Raw genomic sequence first — 16333 nt, 5'->3', positions numbered from 1 at the left:
TGTAGGAAAGCGGTTTTCTTCCTTCGTCATGCCGGACTTGATCCGGCATCCATATAGTCGCCGTCGATGGACCCCGGATCAAGTCCGGGGTGACGAAGAAGGAATGACGCCGCTCATTTTCTTGCAGGCTCTACCCCATCAGTTTTGCGGTGATATCCTCCGCCGCATGGATGCGGATCACCGGCGGCGCGGGCGACAGCGCGCGCATGTCGGCGACAAAGGCGCGCGAGGCGGGCAGCGCGAAATGGGCGCGGACCGCGTCGACGCTCTCCCACTCCTCGACGAACATCAGCCGGTCGGGGTTTTCGACATCGATATGGCAATTATGCGCCAGACACCCCGGCTCGGAACGCGACCGCGCGCTATGCCCGGCGCCGAGCGCGATCATGCGCTCGCGATGCTCGGGGGTGAGGACGATGTGGCCGGTGATGAGGATCACTGGAATGCCGCAACGCCACGAATACGTTCAAGTTGCCAACGATGGAATGCTGCCGGCCCAGTAGTAGAGTTGATCGATACAAACCTACTAAGTGTGGAGATCGCAATGTGACGCATTTCAGCGATTCTCAAGTCGCGTCCTTCTTGGAACTCATCTAACACCCGAGCAAAAAGATATCGAGCAGCAAGCTCCATTAGCTTCCCAACAACATAGCGCTCCGTACTATCGGGCGTACCGAGAATCGCTCGTCTAGGCGCAGCTTTGCGATCGTCTGCGACCCGCCGTAAATCCATTTTGAATGTGTCAGGCGCAAATTTCGGTCCAATGACTGGGCATCGACGAACATATCGGCCGGGCTTTTCGCGATCAAAGGCCGACCCCCCTGCTACTAGAGCAAAAAAATCGCCTAAGACTGGCCACCGAATAGACTTCAGAAAATCTTGCCATAACACCTGCAGCCTATGTAGCCTGTCATCAATAACGTCTGCGCGCATAGCAATTCGACCATACAAGTCCGGATGATGATCGCTAGCATACAGATCATTCTCCAAACTATAGCCAAATGTATAAAATACTCTAGAATCGTCTATATAATTACCTGACAAAAGGCGACAATAATCACTGTCCATAGCCACTATAGTGTTAGCAATATCATTGCGAACGATGCCCTCAGCCAATGCCTGAAGGACTGGCTTACCTCCCTTACAAATAAAATGAATTTTAACTTTTGGGTATACGGATTCAAATATTGAGCTCCAAAACAGAACATCTATTCCTGAATCACCTCCACTGCCACCCTCGACATAACAAACCACATCCTTATCGTGAAATAGGGCGCGATTCTCCTGACCGGACGCAGATCGCTCAAAAGTCATCGATCAGATTCTCCATCTTAACGACGCTCTTTTGGAATGACCCGACGATATCAGGAGAGTGAGTCGCGAAAACCACTTGCGCGTTGGGATTGATCTCCAGCAAGGACGGAACCAGTTGCTCTTGCCATTCGACATGAAGTGACAATTCCGGCTCATCTGCTAGAAAAATATGACGCTCACCCTCCTGAAGGATTGTCTCGCTGAGGAAAATAAGCAACTGCTTCTCGCCTGATGACAATTCAGATATCGGGATATTTGATTCCGATCTGTGACTTATATATGGCGCATTAGAGCTGTTTACTTTTACATCTTTATTATATAGCATTGAAGAAGATTTTTCTTTAAAAAGCTCCCTTGGCTTGTATATTTCTTTAATTTTTTTCTGAAGATTCTGCCACTTATCAACCAAATTATGTAGTCTAATTGCATTAACTAACGTTGATATTTCTTCAAATCCCCGATATGGTTGATCATTAGATCTATTTTTAAATTCGTCTACCTTTTGGAAGTGAGACGATAGTTTTTCAATTACCTCGGATTGAGGCACGCCAAAGCTTCGAAATATTTGTTCAATATTTCGTTTCTCCAAGTCGGAATCAATCTCATGGATATGCAGGTGATGGTTAGCCAACATCGGCGTCAGGAGAGCAATGAACCACTGCTTTTGGAACTGAATATTTTCATCGGCAGCGACCCGATCTAGCCTACTAAAATACCCAGACATTTGATTGAAGACAAATTCAAGCCTTTGATCGACGTCTGATACTGCGTTGGGATATGGATCATCATCATATTCATCATCTACATCAATTATATCTTCCCGTCGACGCCGCAAGGACAACCAAGTAACTTTAATAAGATTTGAAACCTCTTCAATTATGGCCTTCTTATCTGCAGGATCTTCTAATGACACATAGTGAGTTAACGAGCCACCCCCTGCCTGAGACAATCTCATCTTCCTTGGCGCAACGCGAAACGCAACATAATCCCGAGTAGAATCTCTATTAGATGACTTAAATGAATAAACTATGGACCGTTCGTTTTTTGTATTTATTTTCTTAATAACCATAGACGGAGTTATATTACTTCCATCTAATTTAAACTTTACTTCGATTTGATCAAAATCAACCTTCCTGAGGATATTAGTATCAAGCGCTATCGCTGCATTGAGAAGATTTATAAGCGTGGTTTTTCCTGTTCCATTCCGACCGATAATGAAGTTTGCATGCCGATCAAAATTTAGCCTTATCTTCCGTCGCTGGCCACGAAACCCCAAAACCTCCAAAGACTTGAGCGTGTGGGAGCGACTAGTCATAGAGAACTTTCTAGATAAAGCGGTAACTTGAAACTTCCTAACAGGGTTCACTTACCTTTCAACGCCAAAAAAGTCAGCTCGCTTGAAGATGACACTTCCATGACACTCCCTGTCACAAACACGTCACACAAAACCCCCATTGGCGGCTCAGCGAGTCGCCGCGGGGGTGGCGGCTTGGTTCGGTAACGACCCCCGACAGGATTACCCCGATGTTCCAGAAATTCGGTCTTGTCGCTGGTGCGGCGACGTGCGCGCTGGCGCTTTCCGCTTGCCAGGATCAGGCGTCTTCGGGCGGCGGCGCGCGCGATTATATCAGCGCGGTCGGCTCGTCGACCGTCTATCCCTTTGCCACCGCAGTCGGCGAGAAGTTCGCCGAAGCGACCGGCAACAAGACGCCGAAGATCGACAGCACGGGCACCGGCGGCGGTTTCGAACGTTTCTGCTCGGGCGTCGGCGGCGACACCCCCGACATCGCGAACGCATCGCGCCGGATCAAGAAGAAGGAATTCGACACCTGCGCCGCGAACGGCGTGAAGGACATCGTCGAAATCCAGGTCGGCATCGACGGCATCGCGCTGGGCGAAGCGGCGCGCGGCCCCGGCTTCAAGCTGTCGGAAGAAGATGTTTACAAGGCGCTGGCCGCCAACCCCTATGGCAAACCGAACACCGCGAAGACGTGGAAGGACGTGAACCCCGCCCTCCCCGCGGTCGCGATCTCGGTCTTTGGCCCGCCGTCGACCAGCGGCACCTATGATGCGTTCAAGGAGCTGATCCTCGGCAAGGGCTGCGACGCCAATCCCGAGATGAAGGCGCTGAAGGACAGCGACAAGGAAAAGCATGAGGCGACCTGCACCACGCTGCGCGGCGCGCCCTATTATGTCGAGCAGGGCGAGAATGATAACCTCATCATCTCGAAGCTCGACAAGAACCCGACCAGCCTCGGCATCTTCGGCTTCTCCTATCTCGATGCCAACAAGGACAAGATCAAGGCGGTCCCGGTGCAGGGCGTCGCGCCGACTTACGCGGCGATCGCCGACGGCAGCTATCCCGGTTCGCGTCCGCTGTTCATCTACGTCAAGAAGGCGCATGTCGGCGTCGTCCCCGGGCTCGCCGAATATGTCGCCGAGTTCCTGAAGGGCGCGGCGGACGGCGGCTACCTGAACGCCAAGGGGCTGATCGTGTCGCCGAAGGCGATCGCGGACACTGCCGCGGCGAACGGCAAGGCGATGACCGCGCTGAATGGTGCGGAGCTCAAGTAAGTTTCCTCCCGCTAGCGGCCGGGGCGGGTTCTCCCTTCCCGGCCGCCGCTTTTTGACTTTCTGAGGACGGATATAGCGACGTGACCTTCAACGCCGCCGCCCTTTTGCTTTTGATCGCAGGCCTGGCTCTGATCGGCTGGCTTGCCGGCCGCGCGCGGTCGAACCTGCTCGCCGGCCGCGCCGGCGAAAAGCTGCATTCGCGCCCGCAATATCATGGCTGGTACGTCGCGCTGTGGCTGTTCGCTCCCGCCGCGCTGTTCCTTGCCGTCTGGTCGTCGGTCTCCCCCGCGCTGATCACCAATCAGGTGCTCGCGACCGAGGCGGCGCAATCGTTGCCGTCGTTCGGCTTCGAGCGCGGGGCGATCCTGTCCGATGCGCGCGCGGTTGCGCAGGGCAAGCAGGCCGCGGTGCGGCTGCCCGCCGCGGCGCCGCTGGTGAAGCCCTATGCCGACGCGAGCCACAAATATGCGTGGATCGGCATCGCCGCGATGCTCGCGCTGGCGCTCGCGGGCGGGCTCTATGCCTTCACGCGGATCAAACCCGAATTCCGGGCGCGCACGCGGGTCGAAAAGATCGTGATGCTGTTCCTGTTGCTCGCGTCGCTCGTCGCGATCCTCACGACGTTCGGCATCGTGCTGTCGCTGCTCTTTGAATCGATCCGTTTCTTCCGCCTCGTCTCGCCGGCCGAGCTGTTGTTCGGGACCGAATGGGCGCCGACGAGCGGCGCGCCGCAGCCCGATACCTTCGGCGGCATCCCGCTGTTTTGGGGCACGATTTTGATTGGTGCGATCATCGCGATGATCGTCGCGATCCCGATCGGGATGATGACCGCGGTCTACCTCACCCAATATGCCGCGCCCGCGGTGCGCAAATGGGTGAAGCCCTTGCTCGAGATCCTCGCGGGCGTGCCGACCGTCGTTTACGGCTATTTCGCCGCGCTGACCGTTGCGCCGGCGCTGCGCGAATTTGCGGTGATGCTCGGCATTCCCAACGCCTCGACCGAAAGCGCGCTCGCCGCGGGGATCGTGATGGGGGTGATGATCATCCCCTTCGTCTCCTCGATGGCCGACGACAGCATCAACGCGGTGCCGCAGGCGATGCGCGACGGATCGCTGGCACTCGGCGCGACGCCGAACGAGACGATCCGCCAGGTGCTGATCCCCGCCGCGCTGCCGGGCGTGATGGGCGGCATATTGCTCGCGGTCAGCCGCGCGATCGGCGAGACGATGATCGTGGTGATGGCGGCGGGCCTGTCGGCGAACATGACAGCCAACCCCTTTGCCAGCGTCACCACGGTGACGGCGCAGATCGTCAAGCTGCTCACGGGCGACCAGGAGTTCGACAGCGCGAAAACGCTGGCGGCCTTCGCGCTCGGCCTCGTCCTCTTCATCGTTACGCTGCTGCTCAACATCGTCGCGCTGCGCATCGTCAAAAAGTATCGTGAAGCTTATGAATAGGCAGACCGCCCCCACCGACTGGAAAGGCCAAGCGATGCAGACGCGCATCGCGAAGCGCTACGCCGCCGAACGCCGCTTCAAGCTGATGGGGCTGGGCGCGGTGCTGCTCTCGGGCGCTTTCCTCGCCTTCCTGCTCTTCGTGATGGTCGGCAACGGAGCGCGCGGCTTCATGTATACGCATGTCGACGTGCCGGTCGATTTCAAGGCGATACCGCTGACGATCGACACGGCGCGGCTGGGCGATGCCGACGCCGACCAGGTGATCGCGAATGCGGGGCTCGCCGACATCGTCGCCTTCGCCGCCGACGAGGCACTGGGCGATGGCGGGTCGAAGCTGATCAGCGAAAATGCGTGGAAGGAAGTGCGCAGCGCGATCAAGGACGATCCCGAACTCTTGAACGGCAAGACGGTGTTCGAACTGCCCGCCGCGTCCGAAGTCGACATCATGGCCAAGGAAGGCGCGAAGGGCGAACTCGGCGCGCGGGTCGATGCGCTCGAGCGCGACGGCAAGCTGTCGACGGGCATTCACTGGCCCTTCTTCAAAAATGCCGACGCCACCGACCCCGCGGTCGCGGGCATCTGGGGGGCATTGAAGGGCTCTGTGCTGACGATCTTCATCGCCTTTCTGATCGCTTTCCCGACCGGGGTGCTCGCGGCGCTGTATCTCGAAGAATATGCGCCGAAGAACCGCTGGACCGACCTCATCGAAGTGTCGATCAACAATCTGGCCGCGGTGCCCTCGATCATCTTTGGCCTGCTCGCGCTCGCGGTGTTCATCAACTGGTTCGGCCTCTGCCAGGCGAGCCCGCTCGTCGGCGGGCTGACGCTCGCGCTGATGACGATGCCGGTGATCGTGATCGCCAGCCGCAACGCGATCAAATCGGTGCCGCCGTCGATCCGCGATGCCGCCTTGGGTGTCGGCGCGAGCCCGGTGCAGGTGGTGTTCCACCATGTGCTTCCCCTCGCCCTGCCCGGCATCCTGACCGGTACGATCATCGGCATGGCGCGTGCGCTGGGCGAGACGGCGCCGCTGCTCCTCGTCGGGATGCGCGCCTTTATCGGCGACGTTCCGGGCGGCATCTGCTCGCCCTCGACCGTGCTGCCGATGCAGATCTTCCTCTGGTCGGACGAAGTCGACCGGGGCTTTGTCGAGAAAACCTCCGCCGCGATCATCGTGCTGCTTATCGTGCTGCTGTCGATGAACGCCTTTGCGATCTATCTTCGCAACAAATTCGAAAAACGCTGGTGACCCCCCCATGACCACCCCCAATACCCAAGATGATCTTACCATCGCCGATCCCAAGATGAAGGCGCACGGCGTCGACGTCTTCTATGGCGAGAAACAGGCGATCAAGGATGTGTCGATCGACGTCGGCACCGACCTTGTGACCGCTTTCATCGGCCCGTCGGGCTGCGGCAAGTCGACCTTCCTGCGCTCGCTGAATCGCATGAATGATACCGTCGCGAGCGCGAAGGTGACGGGCCGGATCGAACTCGACGGCGAGGATATCTATGCGCCGTCGATGGACGTCGTGCAGCTTCGCGCGCGCGTCGGCATGGTGTTCCAGAAACCGAACCCCTTCCCCAAGTCGATCTACGACAATGTCGGTTACGGCCCGCGCATCCACGGGCTCGCGCCGTCGAAGGCCGACCTCGACGTCATCGTCGAGCGCGCGCTGGTGCGCGCCGGCCTGTGGGACGAGGTCAAGGACCGGCTCGGCGAAAGCGGCACCGCGCTGTCGGGCGGCCAGCAGCAGCGCCTGTGCATCGCGCGCGCGATCGCGGTCGACCCCGAAGTGATCCTGATGGACGAACCCTGCTCGGCGCTCGACCCGATCGCGACCGCGAAGATCGAGGAACTGATCCACGAACTGCGCGGCAAATATGCGATCGTGATCGTCACGCACAATATGCAGCAGGCGGCCCGCGTGTCGCAGCGCACCGCCTTTTTCCACCTCGGGACGTTGGTCGAATATGGGAAGACGACCGACATCTTCACGAACCCGAAGCAGGAACGGACCAAGGACTATATCACTGGCCGCTACGGTTAAGCCGCAGCCAAAAGGACAAGAGTGATGGCATTAACCAACGATCATACGGTCAAGGCTTTCGACGAGGATCTGAACCGCCTGCGCGGGCTGATCAGCGAAATGGGCGGCCGTGCCGAACAGGCGCTGCTCCAGGCGATGACCGCGCTCAACAAGGGCGACCTCGACCTCGCGGCGCAGGTCGTGCGCGACGACAAGAAGATCGACGCGCTGGAAGCCGAAGTCGAACAGCTGGCGGTGCAGACGATCGCCCTCCGGGCGCCGATGGCCGACGACCTGCGCGAAATGATCGCGGCGCTGAAGATCGTCTCGGTCGTCGAGCGCATCGGCGACTATGCGAAGAATATCGCCAAGCGCGTCGCGCTGATGGACCAGACGCGCTCGATCGAGGCGATCCCGCTGCTGATGTCGATGTCGAACATCGTCGTCGAGCTGATCCACGACGCGCTCGACAGCTTTGCCGCGCGCGACGCCGAACTCGCGGTGCGGGTGACGGTGCGCGACAAGAATGTCGACGATTTCTACAACAGCATCTTTCGCACGCTCGTCACCTTCATGATGGAAAATCCGAAATATATCTCGGAAAGCGCGCACCTGCTGTTCGTCGCCAAGAATCTCGAGCGCATGGGCGACCATGCGACCAACATCGCCGAGATGGTCTATTATGTCGTGACCGGCGAACGGATGGAGGAACGCGAGCGCGGCGAACAGCCCGAAGATGGCGCCGCGGAGCAGGAGCAAGGCTGATGCCGCAGCCCGACCTGCTGCTGATCGAGGATGACGAGGCGATCGCCGAGCTCATCGTCTGGCATTTCGCGCGCGAGGGTTTTTCGGTCCGCCAGACCCCCGACGGCGAACAGGCGCTCGTCCTTGTCGAGGAGCGCGTGCCCGACATCGTCCTGCTCGACTGGATGATCGAAAGCCTGCCCGGCATCGAGGTTTGCCGGCGCCTGCGCCGCAACCCCAAGTCGGCGAACGTGCCGATCATCATGCTCACCGCGCGCGGCGAGGAAGAGGATCGCATCCGCGGGCTCGAAACCGGCGCCGACGATTATGTCACCAAGCCGTTCAGCCCGCGCGAGTTGGTCGCGCGCGTGTCGGCGGTGCTCCGCCGCCTGCGCCCCGCGCTCGCCGGCGAGATGCTGACCTATGCCGATATCGAACTGGATTCGGTCGCGCACAAGGTGGTGCGGGCGGGCCAGATCGTCGCGATGGGGCCGACCGAATTCCGCTTGCTCCGCCACTTCATGGAGCATCCGGGGCGCGTCTTTTCGCGGGGGCAATTGCTCGACAGTGTGTGGGGTCAGGACAGCGACATCGAACTGCGCACCGTCGACGTCCATATCCGCCGCCTGCGCAAGGCGATCAACCTGCCCGGTACTGCGGATATCATCCGCACCGTGCGATCGGCAGGCTATGCGCTCGACGCGGGCAAGACCGTCTGACCCGCGCGCAGATGCTGAAAAACGGGGTGGGCAAAGCCCACCCCGATCCTCTCGTCAGATGCCGTCGACGGCCTTGCTGACCAGAATATTGACCGCAACGCGGCGATTCTGGGCCTTGCCCTCGGGGGTCATATTGTCCGCCGCCGGGTCGGCTTCGGCCATACCGGTCGGCGTCAGCATGCGATAGGGCTTCCAGCCGCAGGCCTGCTGCAGATAGTTCACCACGCCGCTGGCGCGCTTTTCGCTGAGCGTCTGGTTCAGCTCCTGGCTGCCCGTCGAGTCGGTATAGCCGACAACGAGGATCAGCGCATTCTCGGTGCTGTTGGCCTGGTTCGCCGCGGCGCACAGATCGGCCTTCGCCTGTTCGGACAGCACGGCCTTGCCGGTGTCGAAATTGACGTTGGTCGTCGCCTTGACATTATACTGGTCGATGTCGCCGACGCGGCCGCGCAGCGCTTCGGTGGCGGCGGTCTGTTCGGCAAAGCGCTGGTCGGTGCCGGTGTAGATCATCGACGCCGTACGCAGGTCCTTGTTCTTAAGCGCGACCTGGTTGGCGACGAGGCCGCCGTCCCACTGATAGGTGTCGATCGTTACCGGCAGGCCGTTGAGCAGCGAGCCCGCGGCAAGCTTGTTGCTGCTGAGGCCGAGAAAGCCGCCGCTCGACTTGATCTTGGTATATTCGGCAATGGCGACGCTCTGGGTGGCGCCATCGGCGGTGACGACGTGGATACGGCCGTCACTGCGCTTCGCGATGATACCCTCGACCTTGGGACCCTTGGTCATCTGGTCGGGGGTCGGCAGCTGGCCATAGACCGTTGCCATCGGTTCGGCTTCGGTGGTGGCCTGCTGCTGTGTGGTATCCGGCTGTGCATCCTGTTGCGCGGCCAGGCTGCCCGTCGCCGGTGCGGCCATCATGGCCATCAGCAACAAGGCTCCCGAAGTCTTGGAAACGGCACCCATATACATCTCCTTCAATTGGATCCGGCGGGTCCGCGTCTTCGCGTGACCCGTTCTGGCACATGGATACTCACGGGACGGGCCAAAGTTGCGCGGCTCGTCGGGCGCAATGCACGGTCAGCCGACGCCGACAGTGCGTCGAAAGTCACGGATTTGGGTGCTTCTCGACGAAATTTAACAGATATTGCATCGACTTGAGCCCCATCTGCCGGGAAAAATGCACGGCCGCCCGCGCAAGGGCTGCAAGCCCCGTTCGCGCCCACGCCAGCACCATGATCGCCACGCTAGTAAGAATCGTTTGCAATAATCGGCAGCGAGCTTCAAGGCTCCGACCGTGTCGCGGCGACAGCGGCCTCTCTCTTTCCAGCCTGTCTCGCGAAGGAACGAATGGCATGAAAAAATGGATCGCAGCGCTTCTGGCCGTGAGTTCGCTGTCGGCGCCCGCAGCGGCGCACGAAGTGTGGATCGAACGCGACGGGGCTGGGCCCGCGCGCATCTATCTCGGCGAGCCCGCAGATGCGGTCCCCGATAATGGTGATCCCGAATTTCCGAAGCTGAAGACGCCTACGCTGTTCGCCGAAAGCCGCGAGCGCCCTGCTCCGCTGACCCGCCGCACGAACCACATCGAAGCTGCGGTTGCGGGGACCGGCGACGTCCGGCTCGTCGACGACAATGTCTTCGAGCCCTGGGCGGGTGAAGACGGCAAGCTGCAGGGCGTCGTCTATCATGCGCGCGCCGGACGCAGCGAAACGCGCCACGCGCTCGACCTCGAGATCGTGCCGCTCGCGGCCGGCGGAGACGGTTTTGCAGTCCTGTGGCAAGGCACCCCGGTGCCCGGCGCAAAGCTGACGATCATCGACCCCGATCGCTGGTCGAAATCCTATGTCGCCGACGAAAAGGGCGCGATCGCCGTCCCGTCACGCGGCAAGGGCCGCTATCTGTTATCGGCGTCGCACGAGGTCAAAGGCGAGCGCATCCTGTCGGGCAAAACCGTCGCGAGCACCGTCCATGTATCGACGCTGACCTACGTCGCGCCCTAGGCCGGAAACAGCCGCCAAGGACGATTGCCCGACACCTTGGTCAGAAGTCGAGCTGTGTCCGCAGTCCGAAGGTGTCGGCGCTATAATCGCGATCGCCCGTCGCGGTTGCGATCCGCGCATCGTCGATCCACAATTTGCCATAGTTCGCGATGATCCGGACATAGTCGACGGGCGCCCAGACAACGCCGATCAGTGCGGTCTTTTGCGTTCCGCCGACGATCGCACCATCGTTGAGGTCGAGGTGATCGTACCGCGCATTGATCTCGATCGCACCGATCCCGCCTTCGGTGATCGATTTCGACGGCCTTAACCGGTCGAACGCCCCGTCCCTGTAGCTGCGGCCGTCCCCGGGGGTCAGCAACATGCCGACTTCCGCATAGCCGCCGAAGAAGGTCGGGTCGGCCAGGCCGGGGCGCTTCATCCTCTGCCAGAAGGCTTCGCCCGACGCATGGAACGGCCCCGACATCAACGCACCCTCCAGCCCAAAACCGTGCTCGCCGGTAGCGCTGATGTCACCGGTATCGACCAGACGCACGTCGGTCGTGTGGACAAAGGGTCGAGCGCGATAGCGCGCGGTCGTAGACAGGTCATTGAAATCGCGAAAATGGACGGATCCGCCCAGATGCAGCTGGGTTTTGCCGAATTTGGGCATCCAGATCACCCGCCCGTCGACGCTCATGCTGTTGTTCTTGTCGTCCAAAAGACTGTTGGCATCATCGCCAAAGACGCCCGCCTGCGCGAGAAGCTGCTTTCCCTTATATTGGACCCCGATGCCGACGCGGCGTTCGAAACCAAAGGCCGGCACAAAGGCGGCACGCTCGGTAAAGCTCGTGAACAAGTCGCTCGTCACATCCTCGAGCGAGGTAAAGTGTCGGACGTGCCCGACCGTGACGGATAGCGGCCCCGTGCCATAGGTAAGATAGACGTCGGTCAGTTCGGCCGAGCCGCCGGCGAAATCGGCTTCGGCGCGGTATGAAAAGCCTCCCGGAATCTTGCCATCGAAGCCCAGGAACACCCGGCGTATTTCGGTCGTCAAACCGCCACGCGCTCCCAGAACGCCTGCGGGTGCATCGATACCCGCGACGTCGAACTGCATGCGCCCGCGCGGCTTGAAGCTCCAGCCGTCGGCGGTCTTGATCTCGGGCGCGCCCTTCCAGCTGATTTCGGTGGCGGGCTTTGCCGTCACCGACGGCGGCGTGGGCGTGGCAACCGGGGCCGGAGCCGGCGCGGGCTGAGCCGCCGCGGCATCCAGACGCGATTCGAGCGTCTGCACCTGCGCCTTCAACGCCGCGAGTTCGGCGCGCAGCTGCGCCGCCTCTTCCGCCGTCATCGCCTGCGCATGCGCGGCGGTCGGCAGGCTGAGCATCGACGTCGCGAGAAAAGCGGCGGTCAGGACGTGGCGCATGTGCGGTTGCTCCATTGCGAAAGGGTCACAATCTGCGGGCGCTGTTATGACTGACAGGTGACAGTTGCACGTCATTTAGATGACATTTTTGTTTCATCGAGCGCTTTTTCGCATCCCCCTTGCCAGCAAGGCGCGAACGGCTAAGGACGTTCCAGTTTTTTCGGGCAACCTTTTACCGGGCAGCCCCTTCCGGGAGACCATCATGACGATCAAATTTGACGGCCGCGTTGCTATTGTCACCGGCGCCGGCGGCGGCCTTGGCCGCGCTTACGCCCTCGAACTCGCGCGCCGCGGTGCGAAGGTCGTCGTGAACGACCTCGGCGGTTCGCGCGACGGCACCGGTCATTCGGACGCTGCACTGCAGGTCGTCGAGGAAATCCGCGCCGCTGGCGGCACCGCGATGTCGAACGGCGGCAGCGTTACCGAATATGAGCAGATGGTCGAAATGGTCGCCAAGGCGAAGGAAGAATGGGGCGGCGTCCATATCGTCATCAACAATGCCGGCATCCTGCGCGACAAGAGCTTCGCCAAGATGGAGCCCGCCGATTTCGACCTGGTGCTGAAGGTGCATGTCAGCGGCAGCGCCAATGTCACCAAGGCGTGCTGGGACCTGATGCGCGAACAGGCCTATGGCCGCATCCTGATGACCGCTTCGTCGACCGGCCTGTACGGCAATTTCGGCCAGGCCAATTATGGCGCGGCAAAGCTGGGCCTCGCCGGACTGACCAAGACGCTGCACCTCGAAGGCGCGAAGTACAACATCCGCTGCAACACGATCGCGCCGGTCGCGGGCACGCGCATGACCGAGGACATCTTCCCCGCCGAACTGTTCGAAAAGTTCACGCCCGAAAATGTCGTTCCGGCCGCACTCTACCTCGTCAGCGAAGATGCGCCGACGAACATGATCGTCGGTGCCGGCGCGGGCGCGTTCCACGCCGCTTTCGTCACCATGACCCCCGGCGTCGCGCTGCCCGAAGGCGAGCGCACCCCCGAGGGCGTCGCCGCCGCGTGGGACAAGATCATCGATCGCAATGGCGAAACCGTGCCCCAGTCGGGCAGCGAACAGTCGACGAACGTCATGAAAGCGTTGATGGCGCTGGGCTGATACTGATACATTCCCCCAACGGGGCGCCGCGTGCGGCGGCCCGTTGGGGGAATAGCATGGCTGTCATGGGGCTTGCCGAGGGAATCGACCTGCTGGCGCAGCGGGCGAAACTCGTAAAATTCCTGCTGATCGCGGGATTTGTCGTGATCGCGGCCGCGCTGGTCGGACAGATCGCCGAACTTCAGGGCAAGATTTCGCTCGACGATAATGCCGAATTCACGGGCGCGGCGGCCGCCTATGCCGCGCTGGGCCTGACCGACATCCTGCTGACGCTCGTCACCGTCGTCTTCTTCGCGATGTGGATATACCGCGCCGCCGCCAATATCGTTGCCGCCGGGACGGTCGGCTTCGATTACACCCCGGGCTGGGCGGTCGGCTGGTTCTTCATCCCGATCGCCAACCTGTTCAAACCCTATGCCGCGATGCGGCAGATCTGGAACGCCAGCCATGGCGGGCAAGGCGACCAGCTCGAACGCGCCGAAGGGCTGCTCGCCATCTGGTGGGGCACCTGGGTGCTCGCGAACATCGCGTCGAACATTTCGCTGCGCCTGACGATCAACCCCGCCTCGGCCGCCGAACTGGAAACCGGCCAGCAGATCGGCATCTTTGCTTCGCTGGTCAGCCTCGCCCTCTACCCCGCGGCATATCGCCTGATCGACCGGGTCACCGCGGCGCAGCGCGACCGCCTCACTGCCGCGCATATCTTTGCCTGACTTATCGTATTGCATCACTAATACAGTGATGCTACAAGCGCTCCGGGGCAAGGGGATCGGACAGAAGGACGACCCCGATGTATAGTGAAAGCGACCTGCAAGCCGCGGTCGATGCAAAGGTACTGACGCCGGAGGCCGCATTGGCTTTCCGCTCGCATATCGCATCGGTGCGCGCTGCCCCCGGAGCGGATGAGGAATCATTCCGCCTGATCACCGGATTCAACGATATTTTCGTCAGCATCGCGGCGGTGATCCTGCTCGTCGCGGTCGGTTGGATCGGCGCCTCGATCCATCCCGCGCTCGGCGGCGCGTTCGTCGCGGCGTCGGCATGGTTCCTCGCCGAATATTTCACGAGGCTGCGCCGCATGGCGCTGCCCAGCATCGTCCTCGTCCTCGCCTTTTCGGGCGGCGTCTTCGCGACGATGGTCGGCTTCCTCGTCAAGCATGGCGAGTCCATTTTCGGCCGTGATGTCGGCGAGACGACCGGCGCAATCCTGATCGGATCGATGGCCCTGGTGACCGCAGCGGCAACGTGGCTGCACTGGAAACGTTTCATGGTGCCGATCACCGTCGCCGCCGGAACGGCCGCGCTAGCGGCGACCGCCGTTGCGCTGGTGCTGGCGGTCGCAGGCGTCGCCAGCCCCGACGGCACGCTGCCGATGACGCTGGTCCTGATCGCCGGACTGGGGGTCTTCACCCTTGCCATGTGGTGGGATCGCAGCGACCGGGTGCGCCAAACGCGGCGCAGCGACGTCGCCTTCTGGCTCCACCTGCTCGCCGCACCGATGATCGCGCATCCGGTCTTCCACCTGCTCGGCGTGACCGACGGCAGCGATATCGGAAGCGGTGCCGCGGTGATGGTCGTCGGCATCTATGTCGTCTTCGGGGTGATTGCGCTGGCGATCGACCGGCGGGCGCTGCTCGTCTCCGCCCTCGCCTATGTGCTGTTCGCGCTGACCCAGCTGTTCCGCGAATTCGGGGCGGTCGAACTCAATGTCGCGATGACGGCGTTCGTCATCGGATCGGCACTGCTGCTGCTCTCGGCCTTCTGGCAGAATGCGCGCGCGGTGGTGGTCGGCTTCCTGCCTGACAATCTTGCGAACCAACTGCCCGCAACCACGCGTACGGTCAGTCTCCAACCAGCTTCATAAGCTTGCGTTCGACGGGGGCGAGCACGTTCGAAAGCTCGTCCCCGCGTTTCAATATCGCCCCGGCTTCGGAGACAAGGGCCCACATTCCCTGCCGGCTCCGCAAGGCGGGGCGTTTTTCTATACGATATTCGGGGCGCTCGGCGGCGCGGCGAAAGGCCGAGAAGATGGCGGCGTCGCGGTGGAAATCCATCGCATAGTCGCGCCAGTGCCCCGCGGCGACCATGCGACCGTAGAGGTCGAGGATGCGCATGAGTTCGGGGCGCTCGAAACCGGTCTGCTGCGGGACCGCCCGGCTATTTCCGAACGGCAGAGGCGTCACGGTCCCCATCAGGCGCCGGTCCGGCTCCCTTTGCGCCGCGGCGCCTGCTCTTCAGCGACTTCGCGTTCGTCGAGCAAGGCCTTCAGCTGCTTCTGCATCTGCTCGAGCTGGCATTGCAGCAGTTCGACCTTTTGCGTCGCGGGGTCGAAGGTTTCGCTGCACGGCGTGCCATAGGGCACGAATTCGCGCGCATATTCGGTGGCGTCGAGCAGGGTCGAACGCGCGGGGATGCCGACCATCACCGCGCCCTCGGGAACGTCCTTGGTCACCACGGCATTGGCGCCGACGCGCGCCCGCGCGTTGACGGTGACGGGCCCCAGTATCTGCGCGCCCGACCCGACGATGACGTCGTTTTCCAGCGTCGGATGGCGCTTGCCGCCGATGCCGTTGGCGGGATCGGTCCCGCCGAGCGTCACGCCCTGATAGATCGAGACATTGTCGCCGATCTCGGCCGTCTCGCCGATCACGACGCCGAAACCATGGTCGATGAACAGGTGTTTCCCGATTTTTGCGCCGGGATGGATATCGATGGCGGTCAGGAAGCGCGACAGATGATTGACGAAGCGGGCGAGGAAGAACAGGCGCGCTTCGAACAGCCAATGCGCGATGCGGTGCATACCGACCGCGACGAGTCCCGGGTAGAGAAGGATTTCCCAACGCGACCGCGGCGCCGGGTCGCGCGCCTTGATCGAATCGAGATAGGCGATCAGCCCGTTGAACATGCAATGTCCCCTGCGACCCTATTTGTTCCCGGCAAGATAGATGTTCGTTGGCGCCATTTCCACCCCCGCGCGCTTTTTAATCG

18 protein-coding genes are annotated in these 16333 nt (G+C 61.3%); 10 read left to right on the top strand and 8 right to left on the bottom strand.

Annotated features, from left to right (window positions below; all coding sequences use genetic code 11):
• Positions 1-130 precede the first annotated feature (130 nt).
• Genes VGU00_RS07645 through VGU00_RS07635 form a run of 3 tightly spaced genes read right to left on the bottom strand, consistent with a single transcriptional unit; the run spans position 131 to position 2629 of the window.
• Positions 131-439 carry a putative quinol monooxygenase gene (locus VGU00_RS07645; RefSeq protein WP_327467105.1) on the bottom strand — a complete coding sequence of 103 codons (309 nt, stop codon included), beginning with the start codon at positions 437-439 and terminating at the stop codon, positions 131-133.
• Positions 436-1314 (bottom strand): DUF4435 domain-containing protein, encoded by an 879-nt coding sequence (locus tag VGU00_RS07640; protein WP_327467103.1) that lies wholly within the window; start codon positions 1312-1314, stop codon positions 436-438. Before VGU00_RS07640 ends, VGU00_RS07645 begins: the two co-directional genes overlap by 4 nt.
• Positions 1304-2629, bottom strand: a complete 1326-nt coding sequence (locus VGU00_RS07635) for an AAA family ATPase (RefSeq protein ID WP_327467101.1) — start codon at positions 2627-2629, stop codon at positions 1304-1306. The genes VGU00_RS07640 and VGU00_RS07635 overlap by 11 nt, the downstream gene beginning before the upstream one ends.
• A 209-nt stretch (positions 2630-2838) precedes the next feature.
• On the opposite strand from VGU00_RS07635, the gene VGU00_RS07630 reads away from it, so the two are divergent.
• From VGU00_RS07630 to phoB, 6 genes are all read left to right on the top strand, one after another.
• Positions 2839-3888 carry a substrate-binding domain-containing protein gene (locus tag VGU00_RS07630; RefSeq protein ID WP_327467099.1) on the top strand — a complete coding sequence of 350 codons (1050 nt, stop codon included), beginning with the start codon at positions 2839-2841 and terminating at the stop codon, positions 3886-3888.
• Between the two features lie 80 nt (positions 3889-3968).
• Positions 3969-5345 (top strand): phosphate ABC transporter permease subunit PstC, encoded by a 1377-nt coding sequence (pstC, locus tag VGU00_RS07625; RefSeq protein WP_327467097.1) that lies wholly within the window; start codon positions 3969-3971, stop codon positions 5343-5345.
• A complete protein-coding gene (gene pstA / locus VGU00_RS07620; RefSeq protein ID WP_327467095.1) occupies positions 5338-6594 on the top strand; it encodes a phosphate ABC transporter permease PstA in 1257 nt (418 codons plus the stop codon). Before pstC ends, pstA begins: the two co-directional genes overlap by 8 nt.
• Positions 6595-6601: 7 nt before the next feature.
• A complete protein-coding gene (pstB, locus tag VGU00_RS07615) occupies positions 6602-7396 on the top strand; it encodes a phosphate ABC transporter ATP-binding protein PstB (protein ID WP_327467093.1) in 795 nt (264 codons plus the stop codon).
• 24 nt (positions 7397-7420) lie between these two features.
• Positions 7421-8140: a phosphate signaling complex protein PhoU gene (gene phoU / locus VGU00_RS07610; protein WP_327467091.1), complete on the top strand. Its 720-nt coding sequence runs from the start codon at positions 7421-7423 to the stop codon at positions 8138-8140.
• The gene (gene phoB, locus VGU00_RS07605) at positions 8140-8838 is read left to right on the top strand and encodes a phosphate regulon transcriptional regulator PhoB (RefSeq protein WP_327467089.1); all 699 of its coding nucleotides are present in this window, start codon (positions 8140-8142) and stop codon (positions 8836-8838) included. The genes phoU and phoB overlap by 1 nt, the downstream gene beginning before the upstream one ends.
• A 54-nt stretch (positions 8839-8892) precedes the next feature.
• Here phoB and VGU00_RS07600 read toward each other — a convergent pair whose 3' ends face one another.
• Positions 8893-9798 (bottom strand): OmpA family protein, encoded by a 906-nt coding sequence (locus VGU00_RS07600; RefSeq protein WP_327467087.1) that lies wholly within the window; start codon positions 9796-9798, stop codon positions 8893-8895.
• Positions 9799-9940: 142 nt separating this feature from the next.
• The gene (locus VGU00_RS07595) at positions 9941-10078 is read right to left on the bottom strand and encodes a hypothetical protein (RefSeq protein WP_327467085.1); all 138 of its coding nucleotides are present in this window, start codon (positions 10076-10078) and stop codon (positions 9941-9943) included.
• Positions 10079-10187: 109 nt separating this feature from the next.
• Here VGU00_RS07595 and VGU00_RS07590 point away from each other — a divergent pair, with 109 nt between their 5' ends.
• The gene (locus VGU00_RS07590) at positions 10188-10835 is read left to right on the top strand and encodes a DUF4198 domain-containing protein (protein WP_327467083.1); all 648 of its coding nucleotides are present in this window, start codon (positions 10188-10190) and stop codon (positions 10833-10835) included.
• 40 nt (positions 10836-10875) lie between these two features.
• Here VGU00_RS07590 and VGU00_RS07585 read toward each other — a convergent pair whose 3' ends face one another.
• Positions 10876-12255 carry an OprO/OprP family phosphate-selective porin gene (locus tag VGU00_RS07585; RefSeq protein ID WP_327467081.1) on the bottom strand — a complete coding sequence of 460 codons (1380 nt, stop codon included), beginning with the start codon at positions 12253-12255 and terminating at the stop codon, positions 10876-10878.
• Between the two features lie 187 nt (positions 12256-12442).
• Here VGU00_RS07585 and VGU00_RS07580 point away from each other — a divergent pair, with 187 nt between their 5' ends.
• The 3 genes from VGU00_RS07580 (at position 12443) to VGU00_RS07570 (ending at position 15209) form a co-directional block, all read left to right on the top strand.
• Positions 12443-13345, top strand: coding sequence for an SDR family oxidoreductase (locus tag VGU00_RS07580; RefSeq protein ID WP_327467079.1), 903 nt, complete (start codon positions 12443-12445; stop codon positions 13343-13345).
• Positions 13346-13401: 56 nt separating this feature from the next.
• Positions 13402-14058: a DUF4328 domain-containing protein gene (locus VGU00_RS07575; protein ID WP_327467077.1), complete on the top strand. Its 657-nt coding sequence runs from the start codon at positions 13402-13404 to the stop codon at positions 14056-14058.
• A 77-nt stretch (positions 14059-14135) separates the two neighbouring features.
• Positions 14136-15209, top strand: a complete 1074-nt coding sequence (locus VGU00_RS07570) for a hypothetical protein (protein WP_327467075.1) — start codon at positions 14136-14138, stop codon at positions 15207-15209.
• Here VGU00_RS07570 and VGU00_RS07565 read toward each other — a convergent pair.
• Both VGU00_RS07565 and cysE read right to left on the bottom strand, forming a co-directional pair.
• Positions 15187-15537 carry a DUF2794 domain-containing protein gene (locus tag VGU00_RS07565; RefSeq protein ID WP_327467073.1) on the bottom strand — a complete coding sequence of 117 codons (351 nt, stop codon included), beginning with the start codon at positions 15535-15537 and terminating at the stop codon, positions 15187-15189. The two genes, VGU00_RS07570 and VGU00_RS07565, sit on opposite strands and share 23 nt — an antisense overlap.
• Positions 15537-16250, bottom strand: a complete 714-nt coding sequence (cysE, locus tag VGU00_RS07560) for a serine O-acetyltransferase (RefSeq protein ID WP_327467071.1) — start codon at positions 16248-16250, stop codon at positions 15537-15539. Before cysE ends, VGU00_RS07565 begins: the two co-directional genes overlap by 1 nt.
• Between the last annotated feature and the right edge of the window lie 83 nt (positions 16251-16333).

Source organism: Sphingopyxis sp., assembly GCF_035944815.1.
GTDB lineage: Bacteria > Pseudomonadota > Alphaproteobacteria > Sphingomonadales > Sphingomonadaceae > Sphingopyxis.
The sequence above is the reverse complement of the archived record's forward strand: the minus strand, read 5'-3'. Positions and strand labels throughout refer to the sequence as shown.